The following is a 14,553-nucleotide window of genomic DNA, read 5'->3' as shown; positions in this document are numbered from 1 at the left end:
GGATTTAAGAACCTTACGCTGCCGCGAGCGACGCCTTGGCTTCCGCGAAGGCCCAGTCGAGCCAGGGCATCAGCGCCGTCATGTCGGCAACTTCGATCGTCGCGCCCGCCCAGATGCGAAGGCCGGCCGGAGCATCGCGATAGCCCGCGATGTCATTGGCAACGCCTTCCTTGTCGAGCATGTCGGCGATCTTCTTCGCGAAAGCGACCTGATCGTCTTCGGAAAGCGCCGTGATCGTCGGATCGACGATCTTGATGCAGACCGACGTGTTCGAGCGCGTCGCCACATCTTCCGCGAGGAAGTCCACCCAGGGCGTGCGCTGCACCCACTCGGCGATGACGGCGGTGTTCGCATCGGCGCGGCCGATCAGCGTCTTCAGGCCGCCGATCGATTCCGCCCAGTTCAGCGCATCGAGATAGTCCTCGACGCAGAGCATGGACGGCGTGTTGATCGTTTCGCCCTTGAAGATGCCGTCGATGAGCTTGCCGCCCTTGGTCATGCGGAAGATCTTGGGCAGCGGCCATTCCGGCTTGTAGGTTTCGAGGCGTTCGACGGCGCGCGGGCTGAGGATCAGTATGCCGTGGGCCGCTTCGCCGCCCAGCGCCTTCTGCCAGGAGAAGGTGACGACGTCGAGCTTGGCCCAAGGCAGATCCTGCGCGAAAGCGGCAGACGTCGCGTCGCAAATGGTCAGGCCTTCGCGATCGGCCGGGATCCAGTCGCCGTTCGGCGAGCGGACGCCCGAGGTCGTGCCGTTCCAGGTAAAGACGACGTCGTTCTTGAAGTTCACTTCGGCGAGATTCGGGATCTTGCCGTAATCGGCCTTCAGCGTGCGCACGTCCTTCAGCTTGAGCTGTTTGACGACGTCGGTGACCCAGCCTTCGCCGAAGCTCTCCCAGGTCAGCATATCGACGCCACGCGCGCCGAGCAGCGACCAGAGCGCCATTTCGACCGCGCCCGTGTCCGACGCCGGCACGATACCGATCTTGTAGTCGGCGGGAACGCCGAGAATTGTGCGGGTTTTCTCGATGGCCTCAACGAGGCGCGCCTTACCCGGCTTCGAGCGATGGCTCCGGCCGACAAGCGCTTTTTCGAGATTTTTGAGGGACCAGCCCGGGCGCTTGGCGCAGGGACCGGAGGAGAAATGCGGGTTGGCCGGACGTGCGGCCGGACGCTCAGTGGCGGTCATTTTTGACTACCCTTCCAGATAGATGCCTCCCGGTGGGGGGAGGTGGCCCGGGCCCGATATAGGCCCGAGGGGTGATGCCTGTCAAATGACGATTTGGCGCGCCCTCCCTGCCCGTGCCGACCCCTTGCCCGTGACCGAAATGTAAGGTTGGGACGGCTTTCCCTAAGGCATTGTCTCGTTAAAGCTTTCAGGAGCCTCGCGGGCGCCGCCCCGCTTAAGACGAGAATCGCAATGCCGAAGATCAATGCCCGCTTCTTCCGCGACGCTTGGGAACTGACCAGGCCCTACTGGACCTCGGAGGAGCGGCGACGTGCCTGGTTGCTCTCAATCGGCATAGTCGTCCTCAATCTCTTTCAGGTCTATCTCACGGTCTGGCTGAACCAGTGGTATGGGACCTTCTACAATGCGCTTCAGGACTATGACCGCGCCCTTTTCTTCCGCGAGTTGTGGATGTTTTGCGGCTTCGCCATCGTCTACCTCTCGACGGCGCTCCTCACCTTCTACATTACGCAGATGTTGCAGATCAGCTGGCGGCGCTGGCTTACCGGGCGCTACATCACGCGCTGGCTTGCCAATAACGCCTATTACAGAATGCAGCTTGCAGGAGACACGGACAATCCGGATCAGCGCATCGCCGACGATCTGCGCCTCTTCACGGATCAGGTGCTCAACCTTTCCGTCGGCCTGCTCAGTTCGGTCGTCACTTTCTTTTCGTTCATCTTCATTCTCTGGACCCTGTCCGGCCCATTGACGGTTCCGCTCGGCGCACTCGGCTCCATTACCATTCCGGGCTATGCAGCGATCGGCGCGATTCTTTATGCGGCGATCGGCACATGGGCAACGGTCAGGATCGGGCGGCCGCTCATCGGCCTCACATTCAACCAGCAACGCTTCGAAGCCGACTTCCGCTACAGCCTCGTGCGGTTGCGCGAGAATTCGGAAAGCATCGCCTTCTATAAGGGCGAACCGCACGAAACCCATGTGCTCGATATGCGCTTTAGCAACGTCTTTGCCAATTTCATCGCTCTGCTGAAGCGGCGCATGCAGCTCATCATCATGACGTCCGGCTATTCTCAGATTGCGATCATCGTTCCCTACCTCGTCGCCGCACCCAAATATTTCGGCAAGGCGATCCAGTTCGGCGGCGTACAACAGATCGCAAATTCCTTCGATCAGGTGCAGACGTCGCTCTCCTTCATCGTCAATTCCTATTCGGACATTGCCGAGCTTCAGGCCGTCATGTCCCGCCTGACGCAATTCGAACATCGCGCACGCGAACTCGAGAGCTTCAAGCCATCGATCGAAGTCGAGCCAGAGCCGGGCGGCGGGCTCACCATTGTCGGTCTGGATCTCGACCTGCCGAATGGCGCGCCCTTGCGTGCAGGGCTGCATCTCGATGTTCCACCAAGCTCGAGCCTTCTCATCATGGGGCCAACGGGTGCCGGCAAATCGACATTGCTTCGCGCCATTTCCGGCCTCTGGCCCTTCGGGCACGGCCGCATTGCAACCTCGGCAAAACATCCGCTCTTCCTGCCGCAGAAGCCCTATATCCCCCTCTGCACGCTACGTGACGCCATGCTCTATCCCTACAGGCCAGCCGAAGTGCAGGACGCGGAGGTCGCGGCATCGCTGAAAGCGGTGGGCCTCGAACGGCTCACGGCAGAACTCGACGCGGAAGATAACTGGGCGCAGCGCCTTTCCGTTGGTGAGCAGCAACGCCTCGCCTTCGCGCGCGTCCTGATCCAGAAACCGGACATGATCTTCCTCGATGAAGCGACGGCGGCGCTCGACGAAGCGTCGGAAGCCGAACTCTACCGCCTCATCGAAGCGATGCCGGAAAAACCAACCATCGTTTCGGTCGGACACCGGTCGACGCTAAAATCGCTGCACGACACTGTCTTCGAGATGGGCGAGCCTGCCGCAGCGCTCGCCTGAGAGATCGGGCGAGAACCACCGCAACGCCGTCCCCCCTCTGCGGCCTCGGCAAAAGCGTCGCGAGTGTCGACATGCCGGACGTCATATCGAAATCTCGCCATGGAGATAGTCGGCACAGCGCCCGCGGATAATCACACGCTCCCCGGCGTCCGTGCACCAGAGCGTTCCGCCGCGCTTCGATATCTGGCGCGCGATGAGATCGCTGCGCCCGAGCTTCTTCGCCCAATAGGGAACGCTGGTGCAGTGCGCCGAGCCAGTCACCGGGTCTTCGTCGATGCCATGGGCGGGCGCGAAGAAGCGCGAGACGAAATCGAAGCCGGTGCCTTCATCGGCCGGAGCCGTGCAAATGAGCCCCGCATCGCCCTGCGCAACCAGCACCTGCTTCAGCGCCGAGAAATCGGGTGCGAGCGCGGCAACCTCCGCCGCGCTGTCGAACAGCGCCAGAATGTTCGACGTCTTGGCATAGACGATCGCCTTTGCGCCGAGCGCGCGAACAAGCCCCTCCGGCTCCGGCATCGGCTTGGCGATCGCCGCCGGAAAATCCATGGCGAGAATGTCTCCCTCGCGCTTCACCGCGAGGCGGCCGCTGCGCGTCTCGAAATAGATGGACGATGCCGCGCAACCGAACCCGGTAAAGATGACGTGAGCGGTCGCAAGCGTCGCATGACCGCAGAGATCGACCTCGACCGCAGACGTGAACCAGCGGAGCCGGAAGCCGCCATTTTCAGGAGAGAAGAAGGCGGTTTCGGAGAGATTGTTCTCTGCCGCGATGGCCTGAAGCACCGAATCCTCCGGCCAGGCGTCGAGCGGCACAACGGCTGCCGGATTGCCCTCGAATGGCTTGTCGGCAAAAGCATCGACCTGAAAAAGCTGCACTTTCATTCTCGGCTCCATATTGTATCGATACAATTAAAGCGCGTTTTTGCTTTTATTCGCGCCTTTTTCAACTATTGTATCCATCAAAGGCACTCTATTCCGCCAATGTTAGGATTCAATTGTTTTATTGTGACCATGACATTTTCACTGACCAAACTCCTGAAAGAACAGCGGCCCGGTCCCCGCTACCGGGTTATGGCGGACCTCATCGGCGAGGCGATCGTGGATGGGCGGCTCGCACCCGGCGAACGGTTGCCGGCGCTGCGCGACATCGCCTATGAGCTCGGCGTCACCGTCGGCACGGTGGCGCGAGCCTATGCGCTGGCGGCGAGCCGTGGCCTTGTCGCGGGCGAGGTCGGACGCGGCACCTATGTGCTGGCGCGCGCCGCCCGCGAGCCCATGCAGGGCGTTGGCTCTGCGGCGTTCCATGCGGCGGCGGAGGGTGTCGAGGTGCCGATGAAGCAGGCGATCGCCGCTCCCGTCGGCCAAACCGAAATCATGAGCGCGGCGCTGCGCGAACTGCTCGACCAACTGCCCGCGCGCGAAGGGCCGTCGCTCTTCAACACCTATCTCGCGCCCGGCGGCACGGAGGATGAACGCGCAGCGGCGGCACGGTGGATTGCCTATGGCGAGTTTACGCCCTCGCCGGAAAAGATTCTTCTCTGTTCGGGCACGCAGCAGGCGATCCTCACCGCGCTTCTCACAGCTTGCGAGCCCCACGATCTGGTGCTCACCGAGGCGCTCACCTATCACGCCATGATCGCGCAGGCCTCGCTCATGGGCTTCCGCATCGCGCCGGTCGACATCGACACGGAAGGGCTTGTGCCCGAAGCGCTGGAGCGCGCCATCATCGAGCAAAAGCCGCGTGCCATCTTCGTCGTGCCGACGATCCACAATCCGACGACATCGATCATGAGCGAAGCGCGGCGCATCAGGATCGCTGAGATCGCGCGGGCGCATCGCGTCGCCGTGATCGAGGACGACATATACGGCACACTTCTTGGCTCCCGCCCCGAACCCATCGCGCATCACTACCCCGAAGGCACCTATTACGCGACGAGCCTGGCGAAGTCGCTCGGCTGCGGGCTCCGCATCGGCCATCTGATCCCGCCTGCGGACAAGCTCGACCGCGCCCGCGCCATCCTGCACGGACAAGGACAGACCGTGCCTCCTCTCATGGCGGAACTTGCGACATCGCTCATTGTCAGCGGAGGAGCGGACGAACTTGTCGCGCGTCAGCGGAAGGAAATGCTGGCCCGGCAAGCCATCGCCATGGAACTTCTCGGTCACCACGACATGCGCCGCCACCCTGCCGCGCTCTATGTCTGGCTACGCTTGCCGGAAGAATGGCGAGCGCATTCCTTCGTCGAAGCGGCGCGGCAGCGCGGCGTCGCCCTCGCCGCGGGCGAGGATTTCATGGTGGGGCGGCCCGATCGCGCGGCCCGTCATGTGCGCATCGCGCTTGGTCAGGCTCAAAGCCGCGAAGCCCTGCGCCACGGACTCTCCATCATCGCCTCGCTCCTCGACAGCGCGCCCGCCGAGCTTGCATCGCTAGCCTGACGCGCCAGACTGAAATACTCCGTTCACCGATAAATCACGTATCACGACAAGCGCGAGACTCCTGTGGATAAGTTTTCCGGCTGCGTGCTAACCTAACGGCTGGAGGACAAGATCATGGGATCAACGCATCGGCGAATGCCCGCCCTCTTGCTTCGTCCGGCATGGCCCGACGAAGGCCCCGCCTTGTCCGCGCTGGCGATGAAAGCCAAGGCACAATGGGGTTATGACGAAGATTTCATGGCGCGATGCCAAGCCGAACTTACCGTGACGCCCTGGCACATAGGCTCGGAGCATTTTCGCGTCGCGCAGTGCGGGCAGAAAGTCGCGGGCTTCTCATGTGTGAGGGTACGCGAAGCCAGAGCGCTTCTGCAGCACCTCGTCGTCAATCCCGATTTCGCGCATCTCGGCGTAGGGCACAGGTTGATGTCCGATCTTCTCGAACATGCGCGACGGCACGGCATCCGCCTCGTGCATGTCGAGGCGGACCCGAACGCGGCCGGTTTTTACGAGCGCGAAGGATTCAGGCAGCGCGGCCATGTTCCTTCCGGATCGATTGCCGGACGAAAGCTGCCGCTTATGGAGCTGCGGTTCTAGAGCCGCTCATTGCTCGTATTCGTCCTCTTCGAGCGACTGAACCGTCCAGGCATGGTTGAGCGGCCCGTGGCCCTTGCCAAAGCCGGGCGCCGTGAGGATGGCCATATGCACATAGTCGCGCGCCGCCTCGACCGCCTCGCGAAGATCGGCACCCTGGGCAAGGAAAGCCGCGATGGCGGAAGCAAGTGTGCAACCCGTACCATGCGTGTGCGGCGTGTCGATGCGCGGCGAGGACATGACCTCGATCGTCTCTTCCATCGCCAGCACGTCAAAGATCGTGTCGCCGGGAATATGCCCGCCCTTGATGAGCACGGCTTCGCAGCCAAGGCCGATCAGCGCATCGGCGGCGGCCTTCTGATCTTCCAGCGTTTCGATGCGCCGCCCCGTCAGCGCTGCGGCCTCCGGCGCATTGGGCGTGACGAGGGTCGCGAGTGGGATGAGCGCCCGCTTCAGCGCAACGACGGCATCGGCCTGAAGCAGCGATGCGCCGCCCTTTGCGATCATCACCGGATCGACGATGAGCGCGGCGTCCGGCGCGCGAAGGCCGATCTCGTCGGCCACCATCTCGATGATCTCGGCGGAATGCAGCATGCCGGTCTTGATCGCATCAGCGCCGATATCGTCGAGCACGACGCGGATCTGGCCCCGCACGATGTCGAGCGGCACTTCATGGATGGCGTGGACACCGAGAGTGTCCTGAACGGTGACCGCCGTGATCGCCGTCGCGGCAAAGCCGCCCAACGCCGTCACGGTCTTGATGTCGGCCTGAATGCCTGCGCCACCGCCTGAATCCGAACCCGCCACAATGAAGACGCGGCCCTGGTCTTCGCCGCTCATGCTGCGTGGCTTTCGATGACGGAGACGATGTCATTGACAACGGCTTTGACGAGCGAAGCGTCGTCGCCCTCGGCCATGACGCGGATGAGAGGCTCGGTGCCTGACTTGCGAATGACAAGACGGCCCTTCTGGCCGAGACGCGCCTCACCTTCGCGGATCGCCTCCACGACCTCCTTCTCGTCCAGAGGTTCGCCGCGCTTGAAGCGCACATTCTTCAGAAGCTGCGGCAGCGGATCGAAGAGGTGGCAGAGCCTGGAGACAGGCGCATTGCCGGTCTTGAGAACGGCGAGAACCTGAAGCGCGGCGATGAGGCCGTCGCCAGTGGTCGAGAAATCCTTCAGCACGATATGGCCAGACTGCTCGCCGCCCACATTGTAGCCATTCTGGCGCATGTAATCGACGACGTAGCGATCGCCAACCTGCGTACGCGCGAGGCCGAGGCCCAGCGAGGCGAGATAGCGCTCAAGACCGAGATTGGACATGACTGTCGCAACGATACCCGGCGCGGAGAGCTTTTCGGCTTCCTTCCAGGAGCGCGCCACGAGGCCCATGATCTGGTCGCCGTCGATGATGTGGCCGTTCTCATCGCAGATGATGACGCGGTCGGCATCGCCATCCAGCGCAATGCCGATATCGGCGCGGCGCTCGCGCACCGTGGCGCACATGCGCTCCGGCGAGGTGGAGCCGCACTCGTCATTGATGTTGAAGCCGTTGGGCTCCGTTCCGATAGCGACGACATCGGCGCCGAGTTCCCAGAGAACGGCGGGCGCGACCTTGTAGGCGGCGCCGTTCGCGCAATCGATGACGATGCGCAGACCGTCCAGCGTCAGGTCCTTCGGAAATGTGTGCTTGGTGTGCTCGATATAGCGCGCCTGCGCATCGTCGATGCGCTTGGCCCGACCGAGCTCGCGGGGCCCTGCCAGATTGTCGGCGAGCCCATTATCCATGTAGTGCTCAATCTCGAGCTCGACATCGTCGGAGAGCTTGAAGCCATCGGGCCCGAAAAGCTTGATGCCATTGTCTTCGAAGGAATTATGCGACGCCGAAATCATCACGCCGAGATCGGCGCGGAGCGAGCGCGTGAGCATCGCCACGGCGGGCGTCGGCAGCGGTCCGAAAAGGAAAACATCCATGCCCATGGAGGTGAAACCAGCCGTCAGCGCCGGTTCGAGCATATAGCCCGAGAGCCGCGTGTCCTTGCCGATCACGACGCGATGCTGGTGCTCGCCCCGGCGGAAGACGCGGCCCGCGGCCATGCCGACCCTGAGCGCTGTCTCGGCGGTCATCGCGCCCTGGTTTGCAGTTCCGCGAATGCCGTCGGTTCCGAAGTATTTACGCGACATGAAAGATATAATCCCGGTTTGTCTCAAAATCGGCCACACCTTGCGGGCGCGGCCTCCCCCTCCCAAGGCGCGCAGCAAATATAGGGCCTTATGGTTTTGGCGCAGTTAACGATTTCTTGCGAAATCTTTCAGCGCAGCTGCAACGGCCAGAGCATCCTTGAGAGGCGCGGCCTCATGGGTACGAATGAAATCGGCCCCTTTCATGGCAGCAACAAGTTCGGCCGCGAGCGTGGCGGCGCCGACCTCGTCGGGCGCCCTGCCCGTTACCGCGCGCAGGAATGACTTCCGCGACACGCCAACGAGAAGTGGCAAGCCGAAACGGCCCTTGATCTCGCCGAGCCGCGCCAGCACGTCGAATGAGGTTTGCGGCGACGATCCGAGGAAAAAGCCCATGCCGGGATCGAGGACAATGCGCGCGCGGTTCACGCCCGCCGCTTCGAGGGCGGAAAGCCGCTCGTCGAAGAAACGGCATATATGACCGACAATGTCGCCTTCGGGCGCTTCGCGGCGATCGGCCTGCCCCTGCTGGATCGAATACATGACGATGAGCTTCGCATCCGATTCCGCGAGCGTTGGGTAGAGCGAAGGATCGGGAAACCCTTTGATGTCGTTCAGCCAGTGAATACCTCGTGACAGAGCGTAAGCCTGCGTCTGCGGGAGATAGCTGTCGACCGAGATTTCAATTTCGTCTGCCAGCAGCGCATCGAGCACGGGCGCAAGGCGACGGATTTCCTCCTCGGCCGAAACGGGTGTCGCATCGGGGTTGCTGGAGGCAGGCCCCAGATCGACAATCTCGGCGCCCTCCTCGACAAGCCTCCGCGCCTGCGCGATAGCGGCTTCCGGCGCAAGGTACTTCCCCCCGTCGGAAAATGAATCCGACGTGATGTTGACGATGCCGACAATGCGGACAGGGCTTTTCTGCATGGGCATTTCTATCATGGGACAGAACGGCGTGTCAGTTCAGTCTCGTCAGTTCGGCACCATGAAGCCGCGCACAAGCTGTTCGATGAAGATATCCAGCTCGCGCCGCCCCGCGCCTGCGAACTGCATCAGCGCAACGGTGTGTCCACCGCCGATATAGAGCCGCGCCGCCGCCTTCACGTTGAGCGTTTCGGGCATCAGCCCTTCCCGCTTGCCGCGCGCGAACACCTTCTGCGCCAGGTCATGAAGCCGCTCCAGTATCTCGATGTAATGTGGCCAGACATCGGCGCGAACACCCGTGCTCCAGTCGAGCCAGACCTTGATCATATCCGGCTGTTCCGTGGCTGCTCTGGCGAAACGCCGCGCAAGCGTCACCAGCGCTTCCTGGACCGTCAAGGAGGGCACGAGCGAGCCCGAGGTGGTCGCGACAAGAAAGGCCTCCACCTCGCCCAGCACGGCCGCGACGAGATCCTCGCGGGTGCGGAAATAGGAATGAACCGCCGAGACGGAAACGCCGGCCCGCTCCGCCACATGGGAATGGGTGGCGCGGGCGACGCCATGCTCGGCGAATGCTGCAACTGCACAGGCGAGTAGCTGCGCCCGGCGCTCCTCAGGCAGAAGGCGGGTCCGCTGTTTCTGGTGGTTTTTCGGATTCCCGGATTTTGGCGTCACGAGGGCGGCTCTCTGCTCGAAGGACTGAATCTGGACCGGAGTATAGGCGGAAAGCCGAATTTGCCGGAGCGCTGCCGATACCCGCAACAGAAATGTTGACTCCGTGGCCTTTTACTATTGATACTTTACTCAATAGCAAACCGGTCGGGAGCCGGTCTCGAAAACCCGGGAGGAAAATCATGGCCGTAGCCGCGTTGGCGGCGGAGGGCGCTTATGCCCTGCCGCTCGACAAGATCGATGTGAGCAATCCGGACCTCTATCAGAACGACACCATCGAGGCCTATTTCAAGCGCCTGCGTGCTGAGGACCCGGTCCACTACTGCGCCGAAAGCGCCTATGGGCCCTATTGGTCCATCACGAAATACGACGACATCATGCATGTCGACACCAACCACCAGATCTTCTCCTCGGAAGCGAGCCTCGGCGGAATCACGATCGACAACGCGCTCTCGATCGCCGAAGAGGGTGGCATCGACCTGCCGAACTTCATTGCCATGGATCCCCCGCGGCATGACGAGCAGCGCAAGGCGGTGAGCCCAATCGTTGCCCCGGCGAACCTCGCCAAACTTGAAGGCACGATCCGCGAACGCGTATGCCGCGTTCTCGATGGGCTGCCCGTGGGCGAGGCGTTCAACTGGGTCGACCGTGTCTCGATCGAGCTGACGACGCAGATGCTGGCGACGCTGATGGACTTTCCCTTCGATGAGCGCCGCAAGCTGACGCGCTGGTCCGACGTGGCGACGGCAGCGCCCGGCAGCGGCATCGTCGACAGCTGGGAACAGCGCACGCAGGAACTCATGGAGTGCGCGGGCTATTTCCAGAATCTCTGGAACGAGCGCGTAAATGCAAAGGAGCCGGGTTCCGATCTCATCTCCATGCTCGCTCATTCGCCCGCGACGCGAAACATGACGCAGACGGAATATCTTGCGAATGTCCTTCTCCTCATCGTCGGCGGCAACGACACGACGCGCAACTCGATGACGGGCGGCGTTCTCGCTTTCCACGAGAACCCCGACCAGTTGGCGAAGCTTCGGGCGAACCCTGCACTACTCGACAGCACCATTCCGGAAATCATCCGCTGGCAGACGCCACTGCCGCATATGCGCCGCACCGCGCTGAGCGACACGGAGCTGGGCGGCAAGAATATCCGCAAGGGCGACAAGGTCGTGATGTGGTACCTCTCCGGCAATCGCGACGAGACTACGATCGAGCGGCCCGACGACTTCATCATCGACCGCCCGCGTCCGCGCCAGCATCTCTCATTCGGCTTCGGCATTCATCGCTGCGTCGGCAACCGCCTCGCTGAATTGCAGCTTCGCATTCTCTGGGAAGAGATCCTGAAGCGCTTCAAGCGCATCGAGGTTCTGGCCGAGCCTGAGCGCGTCCGCTCCAACTTCGTGCGCGGCTACACGACACTGCCGGTCCGCATTCACGCCTGACGTAAAAAGAGGAAAAAGAAGAATGACAAAAGTCAGCTTTGTCGAGGTCACTGGAACGACCTATGCGGTCGAGGCCGATAGCGGCATCTCGGCGATGGAAGCGGCGGTGAGGAACAACGTGCCGGGCATCGACGGCGATTGCGGTGGCGCAGCCGCCTGCGCGACCTGCCATGTCTATGTCGATCCGGCCTGGCTCGCGAAAACCGGCGCCGCAGGCGAAGGCATGGAGAAGGACATGCTCGAATTCGCCGAGGATGTCCGCGAGAACAGCCGCCTCGCCTGCCAGATCAAACTCACAAGCGAACTCGATGGGCTGGTTCTGAGACTGCCGGAGAAGCAGCACTGAACCGGACCTTGCGCTGAATCGGGAGGCGCCGAGGAGAAAGGGAGGCCGCGAGGCCTCCCTTTTTATTTGAGAGAGGGCTCGCCCAGAAGGCGCGCAACCGTCGGCTCTATCGCCCTCGCCATGACCGCCTGACCACTCACATTGGGATGCAGCGCCTCATGCGGACCTTTTTCGACATAGAGCGAGCGGTCGAGTTGCCCCTCTTTCCTGAACACCGACGCGATGTCGATAAAGGTGACAAACTCGCTCGCGGTATAACGCGCCGCGAGAAGCGCATTCACCTCCGCATCCGCCTTGCTCTTTGCGGTCGACTTGTCGCTTGGCAGAATGCCGATGAGCAGAAGCCTTGCGTGCGGCATCCGCTCATGAGCCGCGTTCACAACCACCTCGACGTCTGAAAAAGTCTCCCGCGCGCTATGGCCGAGATTGGTGTCGTTGGTACCGATGAGGATCACGGCAAGCTTCGGTGCAATGCCGTCGAGTTCGCCATGTGCGAAACGCCAGAGCGTCGCGGCACTCGTATCCATGCCGTAACCCAGATTGAGCGCGTGGCGAGACCCATAAAAGGCATCCCAGACGGGCTTGTAATTCTCTTCGACCTTTTCAGAAACGCGGTCGTAATTCTGCGTAATCGAGTCGCCGATGAAGACGAGATCGACGGGGCCAGCGAGAGCCGCCACGCGCTTCGCCGCCATACGTTCCGGCTGCACGACGAACGGCGCTTCCACCGCGACGGGCGCGGCTACCGGCGGCGGCGCGGAAACACACCCGCCAAGCAGGATGAGAATCAGCGTGAGTGCGGATAATGCGCGCATGCGTCTCCCCCAAAAGGAAAGGGAGGCCGTTAAGCCTCCCTTCGATCTTGTCTTACGCCTGCACTCAGGCGCCGTGCGGCTCGGGCGTCGCGCCAGGCCCCGGCTCGGCGGGACGGCCGGTCTGAGGCACGGAGGAGACGGGGCCCTCCGGCTTCAGCGGCTCGCCGAGATTGCGCACCGGCGGCTCGCCCTTGAGCAGGCCCTTGATCTCATCGCCCGAGAGCGTCTCGTATTCGAGCAGGCCCTTGGCGATGGTATGCAACTGGTCGAGATGATCGGTGATGATCTGCTTCGCCGTCGCATAGCCTTCCTCGACGATGCGGCGCACTTCGCCGTCGATGGCGCGTTGCGTCTCTTCCGACATGTTCTGCTGGCGCGAGACGGAGTGGCCGAGGAAAACTTCTTCCTCGTTCTCGTGGTATGCGAGCGGCCCGAGCTTGTCGCTCATGCCCCAGCGCGTGACCATGGCCTTTGCCATCTTGGTCGCCATCGAGATGTCCGAAGACGCGCCCGACGTCACCTTCTCATGGCCAAAGATCACTTCTTCCGCGATGCGTCCGCCCATGGCGACGGCAAGGTCTGCCTTGAGCTTTTCGCGCGTCACCGAAAGCTGGTCGCGTTCCGGCAGGCGCATGACCATGCCCAGCGCGCGGCCGCGCGGAATGATCGTCGCCTTGTGGATCGCATCCGACGCCGGAAGGTTCATCGCCACGAGCGCGTGCCCGCCTTCATGATAAGCGGTGAGACGCTTTTCCTCCTCGGACATGACCATGGAGCGGCGCTCGGCGCCCATCATCACCTTGTCCTTGGCGTCTTCGAAATCGACCATGGTGACGAGACGCTTGCCGCGCCGCGCCGCCATCAGCGCCGCTTCATTGACGAGGTTCGCAAGGTCGGCGCCGGAGAAACCGGGCGTGCCCCGCGCGAGCGTGCGCGGCTCGACGTCGGGCGCCAACGGCACCTTCTTCATGTGGACCTTGAGTATCTTTTCGCGGCCGACGACATCCGGGTTCGGCACCACGACCTGACGGTCGAAGCGGCCCGGACGCAGCAGCGCCGGATCGAGAACGTCGGGGCGGTTCGTCGCCGCGATGAGGATGATGCCCTCATTCGGCTCGAAGCCGTCCATCTCGACCAGCAGCTGGTTCAGTGTCTGCTCGCGCTCGTCATTGCCGCCGCCGAGACCGGCGCCGCGATGACGGCCCACCGCATCGATTTCGTCGATGAAGATGATGCAGGGCGCGTTCTTCTTCGCCTGCTCGAACATGTCGCGCACGCGGCTGGCGCCGACGCCGACGAACATTTCAACGAAGTCGGAACCCGAGATGGTGAAGAAGGGAACATTGGCTTCGCCCGCGATGGCGCGCGCAAGCAGCGTCTTGCCGGTGCCGGGCGGGCCGACGAGCAACACACCCTTGGGGATGCGTCCGCCAAGGCGCTGGAACTTCGCGGGGTCGCGCAGGAATTCCACGATCTCGGTGAGATCGTCCTTCGCCTCGTCGATGCCAGCAACGTCATCGAAAGTGACGCGGCCATGGCGTTCGGTCAGGAGCTTCGCCTTGGACTTGCCAAAGCCCATGGCCTTGCCGCCGCCGCCCTGCATCTGGCGCATGAAGAAAATCCACACACCGATAAGCAGCAGCATCGGGAACCAGGAGACGAGCGCGCTGATGAACCAGGGAACATTTTCCTCGACCGGCTTCGCCGTGATCTGCACGCCCTTGTCGTAGAGGCGGTTCACAAGCGAGGGATCGGCGGGCGCGTAGGTGCGGAAGGCGCGGCCATCCGTGTAGTGGCCCGAAATATTGTCACCGGCGATGGTCACATCGCGGATATTCCCGCCGTCGACCTCAGAGAGGAGACGCGAGAAATTGATGTCGGTGGAGGCGTTCTGCTGGACTGGGCTCTGGAAGAGATTGAACAGCGCAACCAGAAGCAGTCCGATGATCACCCACAGCGCTAGATTCTTGTAATTGGACAACGGCTTGACCTTTTGTCACCTGACGGCATTCGAGTAAGGCGTTCAAGC

Annotated in this window: 13 protein-coding genes; 5 read left to right on the top strand and 8 right to left on the bottom strand. The window is 62.5% G+C overall.

Annotated elements, in window-relative coordinates; translation table 11 throughout:
* Positions 1-13 precede the first annotated feature (13 nt).
* Positions 14-1,186, bottom strand: coding sequence for a phosphoserine transaminase (locus F2P47_RS07215; RefSeq protein WP_152215669.1), 1,173 nt, complete (start codon positions 1,184-1,186; stop codon positions 14-16).
* A gap of 231 nt (positions 1,187-1,417) precedes the next feature.
* On the opposite strand from F2P47_RS07215, the gene F2P47_RS07210 reads away from it, so the two are divergent.
* Positions 1,418-3,121 (top strand): ABC transporter ATP-binding protein/permease, encoded by a 1,704-nt coding sequence (locus tag F2P47_RS07210; protein WP_152215668.1) that lies wholly within the window; start codon positions 1,418-1,420, stop codon positions 3,119-3,121.
* Between the two features lie 81 nt (positions 3,122-3,202).
* Here the strand turns inward: F2P47_RS07210 and F2P47_RS07205 are convergent, their stop codons facing one another.
* The gene (locus F2P47_RS07205) at positions 3,203-4,003 is read right to left on the bottom strand and encodes a PhzF family phenazine biosynthesis protein (RefSeq protein WP_152215667.1); all 801 of its coding nucleotides are present in this window, start codon (positions 4,001-4,003) and stop codon (positions 3,203-3,205) included.
* Positions 4,004-4,132: 129 nt separating this feature from the next.
* Here F2P47_RS07205 and F2P47_RS07200 point away from each other — a divergent pair, with 129 nt between their 5' ends.
* Positions 4,133-5,557, top strand: a complete 1,425-nt coding sequence (locus F2P47_RS07200) for an aminotransferase-like domain-containing protein (RefSeq protein WP_185680996.1) — start codon at positions 4,133-4,135, stop codon at positions 5,555-5,557.
* 114 nt (positions 5,558-5,671) lie between these two features.
* Positions 5,672-6,151: a GNAT family N-acetyltransferase gene (locus tag F2P47_RS07195; protein WP_152215665.1), complete on the top strand. Its 480-nt coding sequence runs from the start codon at positions 5,672-5,674 to the stop codon at positions 6,149-6,151.
* A 6-nt stretch (positions 6,152-6,157) separates the two neighbouring features.
* Here F2P47_RS07195 and thiD read toward each other — a convergent pair whose 3' ends face one another.
* The 4 genes from thiD to F2P47_RS07175 form a co-directional block, all read right to left on the bottom strand.
* Positions 6,158-6,988: a bifunctional hydroxymethylpyrimidine kinase/phosphomethylpyrimidine kinase gene (thiD, locus tag F2P47_RS07190; RefSeq protein WP_152215664.1), complete on the bottom strand. Its 831-nt coding sequence runs from the start codon at positions 6,986-6,988 to the stop codon at positions 6,158-6,160.
* On the bottom strand, positions 6,985-8,331 hold the full coding sequence (glmM, locus tag F2P47_RS07185) for a phosphoglucosamine mutase (protein WP_152215663.1): 1,347 nt from the start codon (positions 8,329-8,331) through the stop codon (positions 6,985-6,987). The genes thiD and glmM overlap by 4 nt, the downstream gene beginning before the upstream one ends.
* Positions 8,332-8,436: 105 nt before the next feature.
* The gene (gene folP / locus F2P47_RS07180; protein WP_152215662.1) at positions 8,437-9,255 is read right to left on the bottom strand and encodes a dihydropteroate synthase; all 819 of its coding nucleotides are present in this window, start codon (positions 9,253-9,255) and stop codon (positions 8,437-8,439) included.
* Positions 9,256-9,300: 45 nt separating this feature from the next.
* Positions 9,301-9,924: a TetR/AcrR family transcriptional regulator gene (locus F2P47_RS07175; RefSeq protein WP_185680995.1), complete on the bottom strand. Its 624-nt coding sequence runs from the start codon at positions 9,922-9,924 to the stop codon at positions 9,301-9,303.
* A 179-nt stretch (positions 9,925-10,103) separates the two neighbouring features.
* Between F2P47_RS07175 and F2P47_RS07170 the strand changes: the two genes are divergently transcribed.
* Together F2P47_RS07170 and F2P47_RS07165 are read left to right on the top strand one after the other, a co-directional pair.
* Positions 10,104-11,363 (top strand): cytochrome P450, encoded by a 1,260-nt coding sequence (locus F2P47_RS07170; RefSeq protein WP_152215660.1) that lies wholly within the window; start codon positions 10,104-10,106, stop codon positions 11,361-11,363.
* A 22-nt stretch (positions 11,364-11,385) separates the two neighbouring features.
* Complete coding sequence (locus F2P47_RS07165) at positions 11,386-11,709, top strand: 2Fe-2S iron-sulfur cluster-binding protein (RefSeq protein WP_152215659.1); 324 nt, start codon at positions 11,386-11,388, stop codon at positions 11,707-11,709.
* Between the two features lie 62 nt (positions 11,710-11,771).
* Here F2P47_RS07165 and F2P47_RS07160 read toward each other — a convergent pair whose 3' ends face one another.
* Both F2P47_RS07160 and ftsH read right to left on the bottom strand, forming a co-directional pair.
* A complete protein-coding gene (locus F2P47_RS07160) occupies positions 11,772-12,524 on the bottom strand; it encodes a GDSL-type esterase/lipase family protein (RefSeq protein ID WP_152215658.1) in 753 nt (250 codons plus the stop codon).
* Positions 12,525-12,588: 64 nt separating this feature from the next.
* Complete coding sequence (gene ftsH / locus F2P47_RS07155) at positions 12,589-14,505, bottom strand: ATP-dependent zinc metalloprotease FtsH (RefSeq protein WP_152215657.1); 1,917 nt, start codon at positions 14,503-14,505, stop codon at positions 12,589-12,591.
* Between the last annotated feature and the right edge of the window lie 48 nt (positions 14,506-14,553).

The organism is Parvibaculum sedimenti, assembly GCF_009184905.1.
GTDB lineage: Bacteria > Pseudomonadota > Alphaproteobacteria > Parvibaculales > Parvibaculaceae > Parvibaculum > Parvibaculum sedimenti.
The sequence above is the reverse complement of the archived record's forward strand: the minus strand, read 5'-3'. Positions and strand labels throughout refer to the sequence as shown.

Coding starts and splice junctions, on each gene's coding strand:
- F2P47_RS07170 (WP_152215660.1), top strand. CDS start 10,104: ATGGCCGTAGCCGCGTTGGCGGCGGAGGGCGCTTATGCCCTGCCGCTC.
- F2P47_RS07215 (WP_152215669.1), bottom strand. CDS start 1,186: ATGACCGCCACTGAGCGTCCGGCCGCACGTCCGGCCAACCCGCATTTC.
- F2P47_RS07210 (WP_152215668.1), top strand. CDS start 1,418: ATGCCGAAGATCAATGCCCGCTTCTTCCGCGACGCTTGGGAACTGACC.
- F2P47_RS07165 (WP_152215659.1), top strand. CDS start 11,386: ATGACAAAAGTCAGCTTTGTCGAGGTCACTGGAACGACCTATGCGGTC.
- F2P47_RS07200 (WP_185680996.1), top strand. CDS start 4,133: ATGACATTTTCACTGACCAAACTCCTGAAAGAACAGCGGCCCGGTCCC.
- F2P47_RS07195 (WP_152215665.1), top strand. CDS start 5,672: ATGGGATCAACGCATCGGCGAATGCCCGCCCTCTTGCTTCGTCCGGCA.
- thiD (WP_152215664.1), bottom strand. CDS start 6,988: ATGAGCGGCGAAGACCAGGGCCGCGTCTTCATTGTGGCGGGTTCGGAT.
- F2P47_RS07205 (WP_152215667.1), bottom strand. CDS start 4,003: ATGAAAGTGCAGCTTTTTCAGGTCGATGCTTTTGCCGACAAGCCATTC.
- F2P47_RS07160 (WP_152215658.1), bottom strand. CDS start 12,524: ATGCGCGCATTATCCGCACTCACGCTGATTCTCATCCTGCTTGGCGGG.
- folP (WP_152215662.1), bottom strand. CDS start 9,255: ATGCAGAAAAGCCCTGTCCGCATTGTCGGCATCGTCAACATCACGTCG.
- glmM (WP_152215663.1), bottom strand. CDS start 8,331: ATGTCGCGTAAATACTTCGGAACCGACGGCATTCGCGGAACTGCAAAC.